At 60.9% G+C, this 16,913-nt stretch carries 16 protein-coding genes and 1 tRNA gene; 3 read left to right on the top strand and 14 right to left on the bottom strand.

The genetic code is table 11. From position 1 onward, the window contains the following. Positions 1-81: 81 nt before the first annotated feature. The 3 genes from ACIPHM_RS19565 to ACIPHM_RS19555 all read right to left on the bottom strand — a co-directional run bounded on the left by ACIPHM_RS19565 (position 82) and on the right by ACIPHM_RS19555 (position 5,001). A complete protein-coding gene (locus ACIPHM_RS19565; protein ID WP_400331751.1) occupies positions 82-990 on the bottom strand; it encodes a peptidylprolyl isomerase in 909 nt (302 codons plus the stop codon). 67 nt (positions 991-1,057) lie between these two features. After that, positions 1,058-2,866 carry a ShlB/FhaC/HecB family hemolysin secretion/activation protein gene (locus tag ACIPHM_RS19560; RefSeq protein WP_400331747.1) on the bottom strand — a complete coding sequence of 603 codons (1,809 nt, stop codon included), beginning with the start codon at positions 2,864-2,866 and terminating at the stop codon, positions 1,058-1,060. Beyond that, positions 2,863-5,001 carry a filamentous hemagglutinin N-terminal domain-containing protein gene (locus tag ACIPHM_RS19555; RefSeq protein ID WP_400331744.1) on the bottom strand — a complete coding sequence of 713 codons (2,139 nt, stop codon included), beginning with the start codon at positions 4,999-5,001 and terminating at the stop codon, positions 2,863-2,865. Before ACIPHM_RS19555 ends, ACIPHM_RS19560 begins: the two co-directional genes overlap by 4 nt. A 439-nt stretch (positions 5,002-5,440) precedes the next feature. On the opposite strand from ACIPHM_RS19555, the gene ACIPHM_RS19550 reads away from it, so the two are divergent. Beyond that, on the top strand, positions 5,441-6,307 hold the full coding sequence (locus ACIPHM_RS19550) for a hypothetical protein (protein WP_400331742.1): 867 nt from the start codon (positions 5,441-5,443) through the stop codon (positions 6,305-6,307). A 95-nt stretch (positions 6,308-6,402) separates the two neighbouring features. On the opposite strand, the gene ACIPHM_RS19545 is transcribed toward ACIPHM_RS19550, so the two are convergent. The 7 genes from ACIPHM_RS19545 to petA form a co-directional block, all read right to left on the bottom strand. After that, on the bottom strand, positions 6,403-6,969 hold the full coding sequence (locus ACIPHM_RS19545) for a PH domain-containing protein (RefSeq protein WP_400331739.1): 567 nt from the start codon (positions 6,967-6,969) through the stop codon (positions 6,403-6,405). Between the two features lie 388 nt (positions 6,970-7,357). Next, positions 7,358-7,433: transfer RNA gene (locus ACIPHM_RS19540), tRNA-Thr, on the bottom strand. Between the two features lie 125 nt (positions 7,434-7,558). Continuing rightward, positions 7,559-8,017 (bottom strand): ClpXP protease specificity-enhancing factor, encoded by a 459-nt coding sequence (locus ACIPHM_RS19535; RefSeq protein ID WP_400331736.1) that lies wholly within the window; start codon positions 8,015-8,017, stop codon positions 7,559-7,561. Between the two features lie 76 nt (positions 8,018-8,093). Further along, positions 8,094-8,705, bottom strand: a complete 612-nt coding sequence (locus ACIPHM_RS19530) for a glutathione S-transferase N-terminal domain-containing protein (RefSeq protein WP_044457268.1) — start codon at positions 8,703-8,705, stop codon at positions 8,094-8,096. 83 nt (positions 8,706-8,788) lie between these two features. Then, complete coding sequence (locus tag ACIPHM_RS19525; protein ID WP_400331733.1) at positions 8,789-9,508, bottom strand: cytochrome c1; 720 nt, start codon at positions 9,506-9,508, stop codon at positions 8,789-8,791. Positions 9,509-9,539: 31 nt separating this feature from the next. Further along, a complete protein-coding gene (locus ACIPHM_RS19520) occupies positions 9,540-10,925 on the bottom strand; it encodes a cytochrome bc complex cytochrome b subunit (RefSeq protein WP_400331730.1) in 1,386 nt (461 codons plus the stop codon). A 2-nt stretch (positions 10,926-10,927) separates the two neighbouring features. Beyond that, on the bottom strand, positions 10,928-11,542 hold the full coding sequence (gene petA, locus ACIPHM_RS19515) for a ubiquinol-cytochrome c reductase iron-sulfur subunit (RefSeq protein ID WP_400331728.1): 615 nt from the start codon (positions 11,540-11,542) through the stop codon (positions 10,928-10,930). A gap of 426 nt (positions 11,543-11,968) precedes the next feature. On the opposite strand from petA, the gene mscL reads away from it, so the two are divergent. Beyond that, positions 11,969-12,415, top strand: coding sequence for a large conductance mechanosensitive channel protein MscL (gene mscL / locus ACIPHM_RS19510; protein WP_400331725.1), 447 nt, complete (start codon positions 11,969-11,971; stop codon positions 12,413-12,415). Positions 12,416-12,488: 73 nt separating this feature from the next. Here mscL and ACIPHM_RS19505 read toward each other — a convergent pair whose 3' ends face one another. Continuing rightward, positions 12,489-13,238 (bottom strand): Nif3-like dinuclear metal center hexameric protein, encoded by a 750-nt coding sequence (locus ACIPHM_RS19505; RefSeq protein WP_400331722.1) that lies wholly within the window; start codon positions 13,236-13,238, stop codon positions 12,489-12,491. Positions 13,239-13,256: 18 nt separating this feature from the next. Here ACIPHM_RS19505 and ACIPHM_RS19500 point away from each other — a divergent pair, with 18 nt between their 5' ends. Beyond that, a complete protein-coding gene (locus ACIPHM_RS19500) occupies positions 13,257-14,474 on the top strand; it encodes a Do family serine endopeptidase (RefSeq protein WP_400331719.1) in 1,218 nt (405 codons plus the stop codon). 162 nt (positions 14,475-14,636) lie between these two features. Here ACIPHM_RS19500 and ACIPHM_RS19495 read toward each other — a convergent pair whose 3' ends face one another. The 3 genes from ACIPHM_RS19495 to tatB form a co-directional block, all read right to left on the bottom strand. Further along, positions 14,637-15,317, bottom strand: coding sequence for a hypothetical protein (locus ACIPHM_RS19495; RefSeq protein ID WP_400331716.1), 681 nt, complete (start codon positions 15,315-15,317; stop codon positions 14,637-14,639). Positions 15,318-15,463: 146 nt separating this feature from the next. Then, positions 15,464-16,258 (bottom strand): twin-arginine translocase subunit TatC, encoded by a 795-nt coding sequence (tatC, locus tag ACIPHM_RS19490; RefSeq protein WP_400331713.1) that lies wholly within the window; start codon positions 16,256-16,258, stop codon positions 15,464-15,466. Positions 16,259-16,363: 105 nt separating this feature from the next. Further along, positions 16,364-16,906, bottom strand: coding sequence for a Sec-independent protein translocase protein TatB (gene tatB / locus ACIPHM_RS19485; RefSeq protein ID WP_400331710.1), 543 nt, complete (start codon positions 16,904-16,906; stop codon positions 16,364-16,366). Positions 16,907-16,913 lie beyond the last annotated feature (7 nt).

Raw genomic sequence — 16,913 nt, 5'->3', positions numbered from 1 at the left:
CTGTTCGTACGTGTGACGTGCGTTATCCGAGTCCGCAGCTTCATACGGCTGCGGATCGTCGACCTGGTATCGGCGGCTTGGTTACTGCTGGACGCGAGCGTTCTTGAGGAGATCGCCAATGACCTTCGCGGTGGCCTTCTCCATCGCCACCTGCTCGAGTTGCTTGCGCAGCAGCGGTGCGCTCTCTTCGAACTTCGGAATTTGCGTGTCGCGTTTGTCGTCGACACGCAGAATCCAAAGCTGATCGCCGATCTGCACTGGCTCACTCGATACGCCGCCGGCAGGGAGCTTCACCAGTGCTTCGGCAATCGGCAGGGGCCAGTTCTGAGTGTTCCCTGCGGTAAGCGGCGTCTTGAAGGACACCCAGTTCAACCGGCCTCCTTGCGCAGCGTTCGGGCCTTGACTGTACTGGCGCGCCAATGCTGCGAAATCGCTGCCCTTCTTCAGTTGATCGAGCACGGTTTGCGCGGTGACAGCGTCGGGCACCGCGATAGCACTCGCCCGGTATTCGCTCTCACCCAATGTGGCGACGACAGCGTCGTATTTGGCCTTGACGTCTGCGTCGGTCACCGGCTGAGTGTCAAGGTGCTCGGTCATATAGGCGCGCGTGACGATTACGGTTTTGGCAGCGTCGAGCGCAGCGCGCACTTCCGGACGTGTTTCGTAGCGCTGACCGAGCGCCGCCTGCTTGATGAGCTCTTGCGCGATCAGTTGCCCTTTGAATAACTCGCGCAATTGCGGGCTGTCAGGTTGCCCGCTGGCCTTGACCATCGCGTCGAGCGACGTCTTCGGGATCGCCACGCCGTTGACACTCGCGATGGCGTCGGACGGTAACGGTTGCGCCGCTGCCGAGCGGCTATGCGCCTTGGCTTCCGGTTTCTCGAGCACCTTCGTTGTCCCGGCCTTGGCCGCCATTGCCGAGGGCACTGCAAGACCCAATGCCGCACACACACCGGCGGCCACCCATACACGACCGAACTTCGCTTTCATCGATACGTCTCCTGCAACGTTGGTGGACATGGCGAGCCGAATACCCGCATGCCCGTGTTTTCAGAACTCAACCGGCCCAGTTAAGCGTGACGAGAACCACACTTCCCTTCGGGCCAATGGCAGACGGCTTGATCAGTGAGCGGCCGGCCATCAACTCGCCCGAGAGTGTCTGTCCGCGGAACTGCCACTGCGCGCGCACGCCAGCACCAGCGCCTATCAGCGTCGGCCAGCCCGCCTGCGCCACCAGATGTGCTTTGCCGCCATCCAGGAAGAGATACGGCTCCCAGCGCAGCCCCTGCCAACTGGGCGTATTGGCCCAGACGACTTCGTTACGCGCGTAAAAGCCGCTGTCGCCCGCGATACCGCCCTGCATGAATCCACGCACGGAATCGGTCCCGCCAAGGAAGATCTGCGCGTTACCGAAGAGCGCTACGGCGCTGTACTGGCCGGTGAGCGTGGTGCGCCACGTCCAGTAGGTCGGGCCAATCTGTGCGAATGGCAATTGCACCGTCGCGCTGACATCCCACTTGGTGAACTGCGCATGGGCGTCCTGTTTCTGAATGCCGTTGAAGTCTCGCGTGGCGTCGAACCAGGGCACGCCCTGCGATACGCCCAACAATGCGGTGAGCGCGCCCGGCTTTCCGTTTCGCGAGAAGCGCCAGAGCCCGGAGACGCCGATACGCAAGATCGTCAGATCCTGCGGGGACAGTTGGATGTCGTTGATGCTGCGTTCGGAGGACAATCTGGTGAGCGTTGCGTCCACGCTGACGCGTCCTGCCGACGTGCGCCTCAGAACGCCGTTCCATCCGAAAATCTGACTGAGCGTGCGGCCGTAAAGCAGCGCCGTACCGCCGATGAGTTGTTGGTATTCCGAAAGGGCTGCGGTGTAACTGAACGTCTGGTAGCCGTAGGGAACCGCCGCCGAGACGACAACCGCATTGCTGTCGCGCGTGCCGATGTAAGAGACGTTGAACGACTCCTGCAGACCGATGACATTCCCCGTCTCCAGCGACGCCCGCGTGCGCCATTTGCCGGTCGCGGTGCTGCCATAGTTGTCGATGCCGACGTTGTAGTTCAAGCGACTGCCGAATGGATTCTGGATCGCGACGATGGACTCGCCAGCCGCTTGCCCGGGGAGAATCTGAATCTGCGCCTGATTCCGGCGCAACCGGTTGATTTGTTCGACGCCTTGCTCAAGCGCGGGAAGTTCAAGCACATCGCCGACCGATGCGGGGAAGGCCCATGCGGTACCTGCGTCCGTCAGCAATCCGCCGCCATCGCCTTGCTTGTCTTTACCTACAGGACGCAATGCGCCGCCGTTCAATGTGAAGCCGCTGATGCGGCCCGCCACGATCGTGATGGCCAACGTTCCGGAGGACAGGTTCTGCGGCGTGGCGAGGTAGGCACGCGTTGTGATGAGACCGTTGGCGACGAACGCCTCCGTCAATCGGCGTAGTAGCAAATCGATGCGTCTGCGGCCAAGTTGTCGATGGAGGAAAGGCGCCGAGATCCGGTCGAGTTGCGACTGACTGAGCACGGCATCGCCTTTGAAGACGATGTGATCGATGCGAAAGGTCGGCTCGGGGTCCGGCAGCGTTGCGATATCCGCGTCCGCAGGAAGGTCGGGCACTTGTGGCTTTGCCGTTGGTGCTACCTCGATTGGTGCGGACTCGCGGTCGAGCTCACGTTGCAACTCCCCGCTGCGTTGCTCATCAAGCAACCGCTGTCCGGGATCCTGCTGCGCAACGATGCCATGCGGCGATGTCGACATTGCGGGAAATCCCGGCGGACTTTGCGCGAACGCGGGGGCCGTCGTCCACATGACCGCGAACGTTGTGGCAATGATGCGAGCGGCGAAGGTCGTGCGCATCGTCATAGCCCGAACCACGTCGTCAGCCCCAGGTTTATGCCAATTCTCGCCGGGTCACGGCGCGGCGCGTAGGCGGTCTCGATCCCCTGCGGCGCCCTCACGCCCTTGGCTCCGGCGATGACACCTCCTTTGATCATCCCGCGCCCGGTTAACACGACCTCGCCCGACGACGCCGAGAACAGCCCGCCGTCGATCTGTGCATAGATGGCGGCCCAGTGATTGCCGAACCATGCTTTCAGACCGCGCGTGCCGTTGAAGGCGGTGTAGCCAGTCAAACCCTGTGCCGTGACGAAAGGCGCGTCGACGCTCAGACGCTTACCCCAGGCGATAACATTGCCACCGATGTTGACGGCGCTTTGTCCGGCGCTCAGGGCGATGCTGCCGCCGGCTTGCATCTGACCGCCATAGGAGGCCGTCGTCGTCGATGCCACCGCCTTGCAGAAGATGAAGCACGTGCGTTGGTACGACGCGCGGCCCGCCATGACTGCCCGGTTGACGAGCTGGTTGGCCGCCGTAGCATGGATGTCGCCGCCATTCGTGAGGACGGCACCGCCGACGTTGTAGATGTTTCGTCCCGAGAGCGTAACGTTGCCCGCGTCGGCGACGATGTAGGACAGTTGCTTGGGTGCAGGGACTGAGCCGTAGTCAACAGAGAAACCTTCGTTTCGCGTCGAGAAAACGATCCAGCGACGGCCTCGGTTGGCATAAGCGATCGACGCGCCGCCATTGACGCCTTCGATATGAGAGATGACGTTGCTGATATCGCCTTGCGCTTGCATCGACACCGATCGGTTCGACTCGATGCGCGCATTTCGATTGTCGATGTCGCGTCCGGCGCGCATGACGACGTCGCCGTTTACGCCGAAGATGACCCCAAATGCGCCGCTCGGATAGCTCGGATCGGAGGTGTTGGTGATAGTGCCTGTAGCATCCAGGGTAATCGCGCCTGCCGACGATGCCAGCGCGGCATCGCGCGTCGCCCCTTGAATCAGGCTGCTGATGTTGGTGATGTCGCCCTTGCTGTTGACCACTACGCCACTGCGTGACGAGACCAGCGTCGACTGAACGGCGCCTGCATTTGCCAGGAGGAAGCCGCGAGCGGACAGGTTGATCGAGCCGCCGGCCAATATCGATGCGCCTCGTATCGTCGTGCGCCCCGCCGAGCGCCACGATAGGTTATTGGCAACGGTGATCCCGCTGGAGGTGGCCAACTGCACATCGCCGTGCGACGTTAGCGAGAAGTCCCCCGCAGTCGCCATCATTGCACCTGCGTGGCGCACGCCCGCGCCGAGATCCGTCGTCAGCAGTTGGATGCGACCCGACGTGATGCTACCTGTCACCCCGACATCAAGCGCGATGGCATCGGAGTTCGCCTGCTGCTTATTGGCGAGTGTGATCCAATCGTTGTTGTTGTCGTCGGGAGAGAAACTCGTATTGAGCGAGGCCTTGCTGCTACCGGCGCTCACGCGAACATACGCCGTCGGCGAAGAGAAGTCGTTGGTGATCGGAGCGCTCACTTTGACGGTCTTGGCGATGAGCTCCAGTCCAATCAGTGTCCCGGCAAGTCCGCCGCCCGCAACTTCGATAGTGCCCTTTGAGGTGTTAAGGAGGACGTTTCGCCGGTAAATGCCGGGGGCAACGAGCACGTCGCTAAACGAGACCTGGCCTGTGCTCAGTGCTACATGGCCGGTATTGACGAATGAACCACCGTTGACGATGATGCCATTGGGGTTTGCAAGAACGACGTTTGCCCGCGCTCCGGCCACGGCGATCTGCCCCTGAATCAGACTGGGGGCGTTCCCCGTCACTTCGTTGACAATAGTCCGTGCGTTCACCGCAGTGTTGTCGAGGGTCGCACCGGCACGGCCGACGTTGAAGCTCGTATAGGTGTTGTGCGAGACGCCGTGGACGGGGACAGCGATAGCGACGTTCTGACGCCCGCCGGGCCCAACAGTGACCGATGTCGACGTGCCGCCATCGGGCACAATGCCTGCGCCATAACAATGAGCGGCTGTGGCGAGCACCGTTGCCAGACCATATCTCGCCGCATGCTGAATTCGCCGACTTCCCGACTTGCGTGTACTTTTCCCGCCAATCTCGCCGGTTTTCGACAAGACTTCGCGCGGTGGTTGCCAAGGCATCTGATCTTTTGTGCTTATTGTGATATTTCTCGCAACGTCCAAAGGCCGCCTCGCGTCGTGGTGGATCGCCCCCCACGTTCCTCGAACGACACCTTACGTGACCGCTGCCGTGTGCTTTCCAAATTCGCCCAAAGCATGTCGCGCCCGTTGGATTCCTAGCCGATGTCAATCGGCGCCGACGGAGCATTACAGAATTTCCCAAAAATATATTTAGGAAACCGACCAAAATTTATTGATAAATTTCTTTGACACGGTCCCGGACCGACATAAGCCGGTGACAATCTGGCAAGCATTTCGTCTTTTTTTGGGGGCTTGCCTAAGCCGGTGGCGCGAGTGCGATCTCCCGAAGCAAGAGGATCGATGTCACCCGGCAGAATGCGCAAAGGGTTACGTAAAGAACGCGTCGCTTTTTCCGTTCGCCTACTATCTGGCGATGAATATGAAAACGCCGGGTGCGACGATCAACCACGCGCTCGATCTCGTGCAGCGGCAGGTGGCGGAACTGACGGGCGGTCAGCAGCGTCCGTGGATTTCGAGCGGCCTGATCGGCGACGTGCCGCTTGCTGCGCAGTATCTGGTGACATCGAACGTGCCCGCCAACAAGACGGCGGACGTCACGCGTGGCGGTGCAACGCGCGGTACGGCGGCTACGGGGTCGGCGCCTGTCTCACCTGCCTCGGCGCAGGCTGCACCGGGAGTGCCAGCAGTGCCGCAGACGGCAACGCCGACCGGAGGCACTGTCTCCGGCGTACATATTCCACCCTATCTGGCTGATCAACTGGCAAAGTCCGGCGAGAACGCGAACACGCCATCCGTCGCGCCGCAACAGATGCTGCAAGCCCACCGTGCCAACGCCTGGGACGACGCCGAAGTCCACATCACGCAAGCCGCACAGCGCGCCGACCGTAACGACATCGCTGCGCTGCGCGCCCGGGGCAACGACGCTGCCGCGCTCACGACGCTCGGCATGATCTACGAATACGGCTACGGCGTGCCGCGCGACGGCAAAGCCGCCGTCAACTTCTACAAGCGCGCAGCCAATGCCGGCTACCCGATCGCGCAGACGCTGTTCGGCGAAATCTATTTCGAAGGCAAGCGCGCGCAACGCGATTATGCGCAAAGCGGGAAGTGGCTGGCGCGGGCGGCGGGGCAGGCCTACGCTCGCGCCCGCATAGACCTCGCTCAGGTACGCGCCACGCGCGGCCAAGGCGGCGCCAACGGCATGCAGAACTGGGCCGACGCGGCATCGATCATGATCGACTCGGTGCGTCGGCAGCAACAGCAGATGCAGCAGTATGGGCGGTGAATGGGGCCGGAGCGGTTGTTTGGCCGGGTATTGACGGCGACGGCGTCTGCGCGGAAGCCGCCAACGCTATCGCGGCTTCAGGCAATTGCGTGGCATCAGGCCAGAATCCGCGCTTTTTGTTCGGCAAATTCGGCATCGGTGAGGATGCCCCGCTCCTTCAACGCAGCAAGCCGCTCCAGCTTCGAAACAACGTCATCCGCCGTCGAAACGGACGCAGTGGCAGCGGCAGCTTGACCGGCCGCCGGCTTCCGGTACGCGTGCAATGCGTCGCGCACCTTGTTCGTGAACGCAACCACTGTCTTCTTCCAGACATTCTTGATAACCCGCTCGCTGGCGCCGTCTTCAATGCGAATCTCGCCGAAGAACAGGCCCGTGGTACCGGACACGGAATTGATCTTGTCGAGGTTGATCGATACTTGCTTCAGCCCGTAAATGAAGCCTTTGTCGAGGAACACAACGCGCTGATCCGTGAGGGCAATAAGCCAGGTGTTGTTATCCATCAGTCCGGAGGTAAATGCCAGCACTTGTTCGCCGTCCATGAGGATTTCGGGGAGGTGGTTCAGTTCTTTCTTCGTAAAGAACTGATCGTCACCGATCTCCCGAGCGATGCGGTTGTACTCGATCTTGAGCTGTTCTTTACTCGCGTTCTTGAAGTCAAACATGCGGCAATCACCTTCTGAGGAAGTGTTACGTTATTGCGTCTGTCTATGATGTTGGGGGGGCTGTTACAGGCGCGCGGCACGGCCAATAACTACCGCCGGCAAGCGGAGCGCATGACAGAGCGATTTCTTATTCATCGCCACATCTTACGTGACTAGTTTGGCTTGTGTGACTACGCTGTTACTGAGCAGCACCTGTCCCAGCTGAAACACTGTGGTAACGGTTGACCCCGGGGGGATTTTCGGCCCGGCTAACACTTGAGAGATTGGCTTCCCACGAAGGAACTAAGCCATGAGGAAGCGCCGGCTCACGGAAAAGCCGATTTGTAGAACGCCTGTGTTTCTTAGGACCAAAAAAAGGGGTCTACATGTGTGTAGACCCCTTTGAATTTGGTGCCGGCTGCAGGACTCGAACCCGCCACCTGATGATTACAAATCAACTGCTCTACCAGATGAGCTAAGCCGGCGAAGTCGTGTATTGTAACCGATTCGTCGGTTACTGCGACTACCTGTTAGTGCAAAAATCGTCGGCTATTGCAGGTCTTTGGCGCAATGCTCGGAAAGCATCTCGCCAATCACCCGCCTTTGCGAATTACTTCACTACCTTCAAGCGAGCGCGTCCGGCGTTGCCGCCAGCCGCACTGTTGCCGCCGGGACGCGTCGGATCCGGATCGTCTTCGCCCGGTGCCTGCACCGGAGGCACCGCTTCCAACTCGGCTCCCTCTTCCACAGACGCCTGCTTGTCGACCGGGAACGCCATCCCCTGACCATTCTCGCGAGCGTAAATCGCCAGCACGTTCGGCACCTGCACTTCCACCTTCTGTGAGATACCGCCGAAGCGAGCGCTGAATTCAATCCAGTCGTTGCCCATCTGCAATCCGCTCGTGGCGTCGAAGCTGATATTCAGCACGATCTCGCCATCTTTCACAAACTCGCGCGGAACTCGCGTCCTGGCATCGACATGCACGGCCAAATACGGCGTGTACCCGTTATCGGTACACCACTCGTACAGCGCGCGCAGTAAATAAGGCTTGGTAGATGTTTCAGGCATATAACCAACTCATCCCGCCGCGAAACCCGCTCGCCACACTCGGCAAGCCAGCTTCGCCAGCGGGCAAATCAACGCATTAGCGACGCATGACCTTTTCGGACGGCGTCAGCGCTTCAATGTACGCCGGACGACTGAAAATCCGCTCGGCATACTTCATCAACGGCGCAGCATTCTTCGACAACTCAATGCCGTAGTGATCCAGACGCCACAACAACGGCGCAATCGCCACGTCGAGCATCGAGAACTCTTCGCCCAGCATGTACTTGTTCTTCACGAAAATCGGCGCCAACTGCGTCAGACGATCGCGGATCGACAAACGTGCCTTCTCGTGATTCTTTTCCGCCGCCTTGCCCTTTTCGTTCTCGAGCGCGCTCACGTGCACGAACAGCTCTTTCTCGAAATTGAACAGGAACAGGCGCGCACGCGCACGCTGCACCGGATCGGCAGGCATCAGTTGCGGATGCGGGAAACGTTCGTCAATGTACTCATTGATGATGTTCGATTCGTACAGAATCAGGTCACGCTCGACAAGAATCGGCACCTGACCGTACGGGTTCATCACCGCAATGTCTTCCGGCTTGTTGAACAGATCGACGTCACGGATTTCGAAATCCATGCCCTTTTCGAACAAAACCAGCCGGCAACGCTGGGAGAAGGGGCACGTAGTGCCCGAGTACAAAACCATCATAGCGCGTCTTCCTTAAAAACCAACGGGGCCGGGGCGGGAAACCGACGCTCCCCAAACCCTGGCCCCGTCGTACAGACGTTATTTTACTTCACGTCCTTCCAATAGGCCGAATTCAGGCGCCAGGCAAGTACCGTAAAGAGTCCCAGGAACAACAAGACCCAGACACCCAACTGCCGGCGCGTACGTTGCGCCGGTTCTGACATCCAATCCAGATAAGATACCAAATCCGCCATAGCAGAATCAAATTCCACTGGTTTCAGCGTCCCCTGAGTGATCTGCACGAACTGCGCCGGGCCATGTTCTGCCCCCTCAACGTGCTTCAAACCCCGCTGTCCCTGCAATTGCCAGAACGGGTTGGGCATGCCCACATTCGGAAACGCCAGGTTGTTCCAGCCCGTCGGACGGGAATCGTCCCGATAAAACGTACGCAAGTACGTGTACAGCCAATCCGTGCCCCGCGCACGCGCCTCGACCGACAGATCCGGTGGCGCCACACCGAACCATTCCTTGGCGTCCGCCGTGCGCATGGCAACGGTCATCGTCTCCCCGATCTTGTCCGTCGTGAACAGCAGATTGTTCTTGATCTCCGCTTCCGACAACCCCAGATCCTTCAGGCGCGAATACCGCATCGACGCCGCCGAGTGGCAGTTCAGGCAGTAATTCACGAACAGCTTCGCGCCCCTTTGCAGCGAGGCCAGATCGTCGATCCGATTGGGCGCCGTGTCGAGTGCGGCCCCCTCTTCAGCCAAGGCCGGCGCCGCGAAGCCACTCAGGAGCGCCAGGATAAGCAACAGTTTTCTCATCTTGATATTCCTAGTCGTCGTTCGAGTGTGCTCAATGCGCCGCGAAGGTCACGCGCTCCGGCACCGGCTTGAAGGTGCCGCGCTTGCTCCACAGCGGCATCAACCAGAAGAATCCGAAGTAATACAGCGCGCCAATCTGCGAGATGGCAGTCTTCACGGGCGTCGGTTCCTGGATCCCCAGATACCCCAGCACCGCGAAAACGACGACGAGAATACCCAGCAACACCTTGTGGAATCCCGGACGGTAACGAATCGACTTCACCGGGCTATGGTCCAGCCACGGCAGGAAGAACAGCGTGACCACCGCCCCGCCCATGACCACCACGCCCCAAAACTTGGCCTCGGTCAGATACATCGCCAACAGCAGCAACACCACGCCGCCGGATGCCGCCACCTTGGTCGTCGCGGCCGCCTTGCCCTTGCCCCACCAGACCGCCGTAACAAGCACCGCCAACACCATCAACAGATGCTTGAAGTCGTCGGTCGTCGCACGCAGCATCGAGTAGAACGGGGTGAAGTACCACACCGGCGCGATATGCGGTGGTGTCTTGAGCGGATCGGACGGGATGAAGTTGTTCGCTTCGAGGAAGTACCCCCCCATCGTTGGCGCAAAAAACACGATCGCCGAGAACACCATTAGGAATACGCCCACGCCCATGATGTCGTGGACCGTGTAGTACGGATGGAACGGAATGCCGTCGAGCGGGCGGCCGTTGGCGTCTTTCTTGTCCTTGATCTCGATGCCGTCCGGGTTGTTCGAGCCAACCTCGTGCAGCGCGATGATGTGCGCGACGATCAGCCCGATGAGCACCAGCGGAATCGCAATCACGTGGAACGCGAAGAAGCGGTTGAGCGTGGCGTCCGACACCACGTAATCGCCGCGAATCCACAACGACAGGTCCGGCCCGATGAACGGGATCGCCGAGAACAGGTTCACGATCACCTGCGCGCCCCAGTACGACATCTGCCCCCACGGCAGCAGATAGCCCATGAACGCTTCGGCCATCAGGCACAGGAAGATCAGGCAGCCGAACACCCACACCAGTTCGCGCGGCTTGCGATACGAGCCATACAACAGCCCCCGGAACATGTGCAGATACACGACGACGAAGAACATCGACGCGCCCGTCGAGTGCATATAGCGAATGAGCCAGCCCCACGGCACCTCGCGCATGATGTACTCGACCGAGGCGAACGCGAGGTTAGCGTCGGGCTTGTAATTCATCACCAGGAAAATGCCGGTGAGGATCTGGATTACCAGCACCAGCATGGCCAGCGAGCCGAAGAAGTACCAGAAGTTGAAATTCTTGGGAGCGTAATACTCGGACGCGTGGTCCCTCCAGAGCTGCGTGAGCGGGAACCGGCGATCGATCCAGCCCAGCAAGCCCGTCGTGTCGACTTGTTTGTCGGCGGCCATGATTACGCTTCTCCTTTTTCGTCTTTACCGATCACGATCTTGGTGTCGTTCACGAACATGAAACGAGGAACGTCGAGGTTCTTTGGCGCCGGCTTGTTCTTGAAGACGCGGCCCGACATATCGTAGGTCGAGCCGTGGCACGGGCAGAGGAAGCCTGGGTCAGGGCCCAGCGCAGGGATAGTGTTCGCCAGGTAAGGGCCGGAGGGGATGCAACCGAGGTGAGTACAGACGCCGACAACTACGAGCAGATCCTTATGCTCGGCACGCGCACGAAACGCGTTCTTGCAGTAGTCGGGCATCGGGTAGGAAAACGTTTCCTTGGAGTCCGGATCGGCCAGCTCGGACGTCACTTTGGACAGCGAAGCCATTTCGTCCGGTGTACGGCGCACGATCCAGACGGGCAGACCACGCCAGGCCACCGTCATCTTTTCGCCGGGCCGCAGATTGCTGATATCGGCTTCGACGGGCGCTCCGCCGGCCTTGGCGCGCTCCGAAGGTTCGAGGGAACTGACGAAAGGAACTAGTGTTGCAACGCCGCCTACGCCTCCAGCTACGGACGTTGCAATCAACAGATTCCGGCGGCTACTGTCGACGGCCTTTTCTTGATTGTCACTCATCACAAGCCCCACACGGTTGAATTTGTATTTCCGTCAACCTTAAATCATACGCGAGCGTAAATGCCTGAAACAACGGCAAAACGCCCCAGTCTCCTAGTGGTTTTCGCGTATTTTCAAAGGATTAACGTACCCTGCGGGTGGCAATCGCTCCCCCGGGGTTTCGCTTCTGGGATGCTGCACGAGAACCGCTATGATCGCCGCTTTCGTTGACGCGTGCACGACATTTAGTCATCATTTTCCCTGTCTCGCCCCGGTGACATCGTGCGCGGCCTGTGGCATTCGCGTGACATCGATCGACCCTGGTCGGCGCCCGCGAGGCCCTCGTCCCTAGCCCCGCATGAGATTACCGGTCAATCAATGCCAATTCGAGAGGGCTGGCGCAGCGATGCACCCCCCGGCCACTCATCAAAACAGCGGAGGAATGGCATGAGCTTCATGTCGGAATTCAAGGAATTTGCAGTTAAGGGCAATGTGATCGATCTGGCCGTCGGTGTGATCATCGGCGGGGCCTTCGGCAAGATCGTCGATTCGGTGGTCAAGGACCTGATCATGCCGATCGTCGGTGCGATCTTCGGTGGTCTGGACTTTTCGAGCAAATTCATATTGCTCGGCGCCATTCCACCCGACTTCAAGGGCAACCCGACGTCCTACGCCGACCTGACCAAAGCCGGTGTCGCCGTATTCGGATACGGTAACTTCATCACCGTCGCCCTGAACTTCCTGATTCTCGCGTTCATCATCTTTCTGATGGTCAAACAGATCAACCGCCTGAGGCGACCGGCGCCGGAAGCCCCGGCAGCCCCCGCGCCCACGCCGGAAGACATTGTTCTGCTGCGCGAAATCCGCGACAGCCTCAAGAAGCAGAACGGCTAATACCGGCACAGTTTTGGCAACCGGGACGGCCGGCGTCATGCCCGCTGGCCCGGTTGGCCCATACAGCGCCACCTCAGGCCGGGTTCGGCATATCGAAGAACCGATGTTCGAGCCCGAAGCGCTCGGCAACGTGCTCCCCAACCGCTCTGGCGCCGCCCCGCTCGGTGGCATGATGCCCCGCGGCCAGATACCCCACCCCGCTTTCGACGGCGAGATGCTGGGTCGGCTCGGACACTTCGCCGCTGATATAGACGTCCGCCCCAGCGGCAATCGCGGCCTCGAAGAAGCCTTGCGCCCCGCCGGTGCACCACGCCACGCGGCGCACCTCACGGTCCGGATTGCCAAGCATCAGCGGTTCGCGCCCCAATTGGTTGCCGACGTGCGCCGCGAGGGCCGCAAGCGTGGTCGGTTGCGCAGGCGCGCCAAGCCATCCGAGCGCATCGGGGCCGAAACGGCCGCCATCGTCGGCAAAACCCAGCAATTTGCCGAGTTGCGCGTTGTTGCCCAGGTCGGGATGCGCGTCGAGCGGCAAGTGGAAGGCAAACAGGTTGATGTCGTTGCCGATCAGCACCCCCAGACGCTTGCGCTTCATGCCGGTAATGCGCGCATCTTCGTTCTTCCAGAAATACCCGTGATGGACGAGGACGGCGTCGGCGCCCCAGTCGCGGGCCGCTTCGAGAAGGGCCAGACTGGCGGTCACGCCGCTGGCGATTTTCTTTATCTCGCTGCGCCCTTCGACCTGTAGACCGTTCGGGCAATAATCGCGAAATTGCGCGATTTGCAGGGTATCGTTCAGATACAATTCGAGTTCAACACGATTCATATAAGGTCTCGCTCTTTCATGCTCAGACGCTTCTGGCTACTGTTCGCGCAAGCGGTCACCGTGCTGCTTGCGTTGCTCTTCATCATCGCCACGCTCAAACCTCAGTGGCTGCAACGCCAGGGTTCGTTCGGCAAGCAACTGGCCAATCCGATCATCGCCTTGCAGGAAGTCGCGCCGAGTTTGTCCGACAAGCCGGCCACCGGCTCGTATGCGGACGGCGCGCAAAAGGCCATGCCCGCGGTCGTCAGCATCTTTTCCAGCAAGGAGCAAAAGCAGAATCGCGATCCGCGCCTCGATGATCCGCTGTTCCGCTATTTCTTCGGCGACGGCGGTGGCACGGTGCGGCAAGATCCGGTGTCGAGCCTCGGTTCTGGCGTGATCGTGAGCAGCGAAGGCTATATTCTCACGAATCATCACGTGGTGGACGGCGCCGACGAGATCGAAGTCGCCCTCGCAGACGGTCGCAAGGCCCGCGCAAAGCTGGTCGGCAGCGATCCCGAGACCGATCTGGCCGTGCTCAAGATCACCCTCGACAATCTGCCCGCCATCACGCTCGGTCGCATGGATCAGGTGCGCGTGGGCGACGTGGTGCTCGCCATCGGCAACCCGTTCGGCGTCGGCCAGACGGTGACGATGGGCATCATCAGTGCGCTGGGCCGCAATCACCTCGATATCAGCACGTTCGAGAACTTCATTCAGACCGATGCCGCCATCAACCCCGGTAACTCGGGCGGCGCACTGGTGGACGTGAACGGCAACCTGCTGGGCATCAACACGGCGATCTACTCGCGCAGCGGCGGCAATATGGGCATCGGCTTCGCGATCCCCGTGTCGACGGCCCGCTCGGTGCTCGAGAGCATCATCACGACCGGCGGCGTCACGCGCGGCTGGGTCGGGGTCGAGCCGCAGGACATCACCTCGGACATCGCCGAGTCGTTCGGATTGCAGCAGGATTCGGGCGTCATCATTGCGGGCGTCGTGCAGGGTGGTCCGGCCGACAAGGCGGGCGTCCAGCCGGGCGACATCCTGACGAAGGTGAACGACGAGTCGATTCGCGACACGACCGAGCTGCTCAACGTCATCGCCCAGATCAAGCCGGGCACGCAGGCCAAGCTGCACGTCACGCGCAAGAAGAAGGAGCTGGATCTGACCGTGATGATCGGCAAACGCCCGCCGCCGCCCAAACGGCCGGCACAGGACGAAGACGACGGCAATGACGAAAACAACGCCGACTGACGCACTGACGATCGCATCGGCCGGCTAACTGCGCCGGCTGATCGCGCCAAGCTGGCAGACTTGCGAAACACGAAACGGCTGCGCCTCGGCGCAGCCGTTTTCGTTTGTGGCGCGGCCTGCATTTCCCCGCAGGCCATACCCAGTTGTGGCGAAGCGAACCGCTCAGTTGAACTGGAACGGACTGTCGTCGCCGTCGCTGGTCTGGTAATACTGCGAGAGGCCCGGGTTGCGCTGCGCAATGGCCGCATCGCGCTGAGCCGCCACGCCACCGAGCTGATGCAGCACGGCCGGGTCGTGCGACGCCCCGATATACTCGGCGGCCTGTTGCGGCGTCCAGCCCTGGCTGTACACCAGATCCGCCGCCCGGCCGAACAGCACCGGATCCTGCTGCCCCTGTGGACGATGCGTGTACGCGTGCATCATCGCCTCGATATGATCGCGCGTGCCGGTATGGGCGAACATGTCACGCAACGCGTTGCACCGGATCATCGCCTGATTTTCGGTCATTTGCCCTGCTTCGGCGGCGTTCAGCAGACCATTGACGAGCGCAATCCCTTCATCCGACGTCCGCGGGTTACGCGTCAGCAGATTTTGCAGGTACTGCCGTGTGGCGGCGTCGGAATTGAGCTGCGCGGGCGCAGTGCGCGGACGTGCACTACCCGCCGACGCCTGCGGGCGTCGGCCACCCGGCATGCCCGCAGGGTCCGTGAAGGCACGTTGATTGGCTGCATTCGGTGCAGATGAGGACGAGGACGCGTTCGTCGAATGCGAATGGGACGTGGCGTCGTGGCCCTGATTGACGTACGGGTTCGCGCCGGAGCGGTCACGAATAGTGGATGGCATCGCGGGTCATCCAAGGGGAAGAAGTCGAATGCTTGATTATCTTCCGATTGCCACGCGAATGACCGGGCGATGCGAATCCCGGTTCCGGTTTGCGAAGGCCCCGCCGTTCAACGCAGCAAGCGGCGGGCCTTCTTCATGACGACGGATCAGGGCGTGGCCTCTCCGTTCCCTTCGCTACCCTCGCCGTCTTCCTGTTGTCCCTGTTTGACGAACAACCTCGCGGCGATCAGCCCCAGTTCGTAGAGGATACAGAGCGGCACCGCCAGCATCAGTTGCGAGAGGATGTCCGGCGGCGTGACCACCGCGGCGAGCACGAAAGCGCCCACGACCACGTACGGACGGATCTGCTTGAGCTTGGCAATGCTCACGATGCCCATACGCGCGAGCACCACGACGACCACGGGCACTTCGAACGTCACCCCAAACGCCATGAACATCGTCAGAACGAAACTCAGGTAATTATCGATATCGGTGTTCATCTCCGCGCCCAGTGGCGCGTTGTAATGCGCGATGAAGTGGAACACCGTCGGGAACACGAGGAAGTAGGCAAACGCCATGCCGATCAGGAACAGCGTATAGCTGCTCACGACCAGCGGCATCACCAGCTTCTTCTCGTGCTGGTACAGCCCCGGCGCAATGAACGCCCACATCTGATAGAGCACGATGGGCAGCGCGATCACGAACGCGACCATCAGCGTGACTTTCATCGGCACGAAGAACGAACCGGTGATGTCGGTGACGATCAGCTTGCCGCCAGCCGGCAGCGACTGCGTGAGCGGGCGGGCGAGCAGCCGGAAGATGTCCGGTGCCCAGTAGACCAGCGAGAGGAACACCACGATCACCGACGCACCCGCACGAATAATGCGATTGCGCAGCTCGATCAGGTGCGAGATGAAAGTCTCTTCGGTGCCCCCGTCGGGGATTTGCTTGTCGTCGCTCACGTCGACTTATCCAGGAATGAAGCCGGCACAATGCCAGATGGCGGGAAGTTCAGCGCGCTTATGCATAGGGAGGCATCAGAAGGCATCGGACGGCCTCGGAAGGCCTCAGAAGAACTTGACGGGCCGGCGCAGTTTGGCCGGCGTGTGACGCGCCACGCGCGCCGCGCCCGACTGCACCCGCGTGCGCGTCGTGCTGGCCTGCTTGAACCATATGGGGGTGGCAGCCCGGCGCACGCGCCAGTTGCGGCGCTTGGCCGACGTGCCGATGCCCGAGGTCACCACCGGTTCGGCGAGGTAGCTGTCGGCGTATCCGGTCGCCGCATCGGTACCGCCGCCGGCGATCTCGCTCGACGACGTGCCCGTGGCATTCGCCCAGGCCTCGTTGAGCGACGCTTCCTGCTCATGCAACTGCTTCTGAACGGTGTTCTGGGCACTGCGGGCCGCGTCCTCGAACTGCGTGCGCATGTTGCGCAGCTCGTCGAGTTCCATCTCGCGGCTCACCTCGGCCTTCACATCGTTGATATAGCGTTGTGCACGGCCGAAGAGCGCGCCCGCCGTGCGCGCCACCTTGGGCAGACGCTCAGGACCGATCACGACCAGCGCGACCACGCCGATCAACATCAGTTTGGAAAGACCGAGATCGATCATGTCGACG

It is taken from the genome of Pandoraea sp. NPDC087047 (assembly GCF_044745225.1).
Taxonomy (GTDB): Bacteria; Pseudomonadota; Gammaproteobacteria; order Burkholderiales; family Burkholderiaceae; genus Pandoraea.
This window is presented reverse-complemented; position numbering and strand designations above follow the sequence as displayed.

Coding starts and splice junctions, on each gene's coding strand:
- ACIPHM_RS19565 (WP_400331751.1), bottom strand. CDS start 990: ATGAAAGCGAAGTTCGGTCGTGTATGGGTGGCCGCCGGTGTGTGTGCG.
- ACIPHM_RS19560 (WP_400331747.1), bottom strand. CDS start 2,866: ATGACGATGCGCACGACCTTCGCCGCTCGCATCATTGCCACAACGTTC.
- ACIPHM_RS19555 (WP_400331744.1), bottom strand. CDS start 5,001: ATGCCTTGGCAACCACCGCGCGAAGTCTTGTCGAAAACCGGCGAGATT.
- ACIPHM_RS19550 (WP_400331742.1), top strand. CDS start 5,441: ATGAAAACGCCGGGTGCGACGATCAACCACGCGCTCGATCTCGTGCAG.
- ACIPHM_RS19545 (WP_400331739.1), bottom strand. CDS start 6,969: ATGTTTGACTTCAAGAACGCGAGTAAAGAACAGCTCAAGATCGAGTAC.
- ACIPHM_RS19535 (WP_400331736.1), bottom strand. CDS start 8,017: ATGCCTGAAACATCTACCAAGCCTTATTTACTGCGCGCGCTGTACGAG.
- ACIPHM_RS19530 (WP_044457268.1), bottom strand. CDS start 8,705: ATGATGGTTTTGTACTCGGGCACTACGTGCCCCTTCTCCCAGCGTTGC.
- ACIPHM_RS19525 (WP_400331733.1), bottom strand. CDS start 9,508: ATGAGAAAACTGTTGCTTATCCTGGCGCTCCTGAGTGGCTTCGCGGCG.
- ACIPHM_RS19520 (WP_400331730.1), bottom strand. CDS start 10,925: ATGGCCGCCGACAAACAAGTCGACACGACGGGCTTGCTGGGCTGGATC.
- petA (WP_400331728.1), bottom strand. CDS start 11,542: ATGAGTGACAATCAAGAAAAGGCCGTCGACAGTAGCCGCCGGAATCTG.
- mscL (WP_400331725.1), top strand. CDS start 11,969: ATGAGCTTCATGTCGGAATTCAAGGAATTTGCAGTTAAGGGCAATGTG.
- ACIPHM_RS19505 (WP_400331722.1), bottom strand. CDS start 13,238: ATGAATCGTGTTGAACTCGAATTGTATCTGAACGATACCCTGCAAATC.
- ACIPHM_RS19500 (WP_400331719.1), top strand. CDS start 13,257: ATGCTCAGACGCTTCTGGCTACTGTTCGCGCAAGCGGTCACCGTGCTG.
- ACIPHM_RS19495 (WP_400331716.1), bottom strand. CDS start 15,317: ATGCCATCCACTATTCGTGACCGCTCCGGCGCGAACCCGTACGTCAAT.
- tatB (WP_400331710.1), bottom strand. CDS start 16,906: ATGATCGATCTCGGTCTTTCCAAACTGATGTTGATCGGCGTGGTCGCG.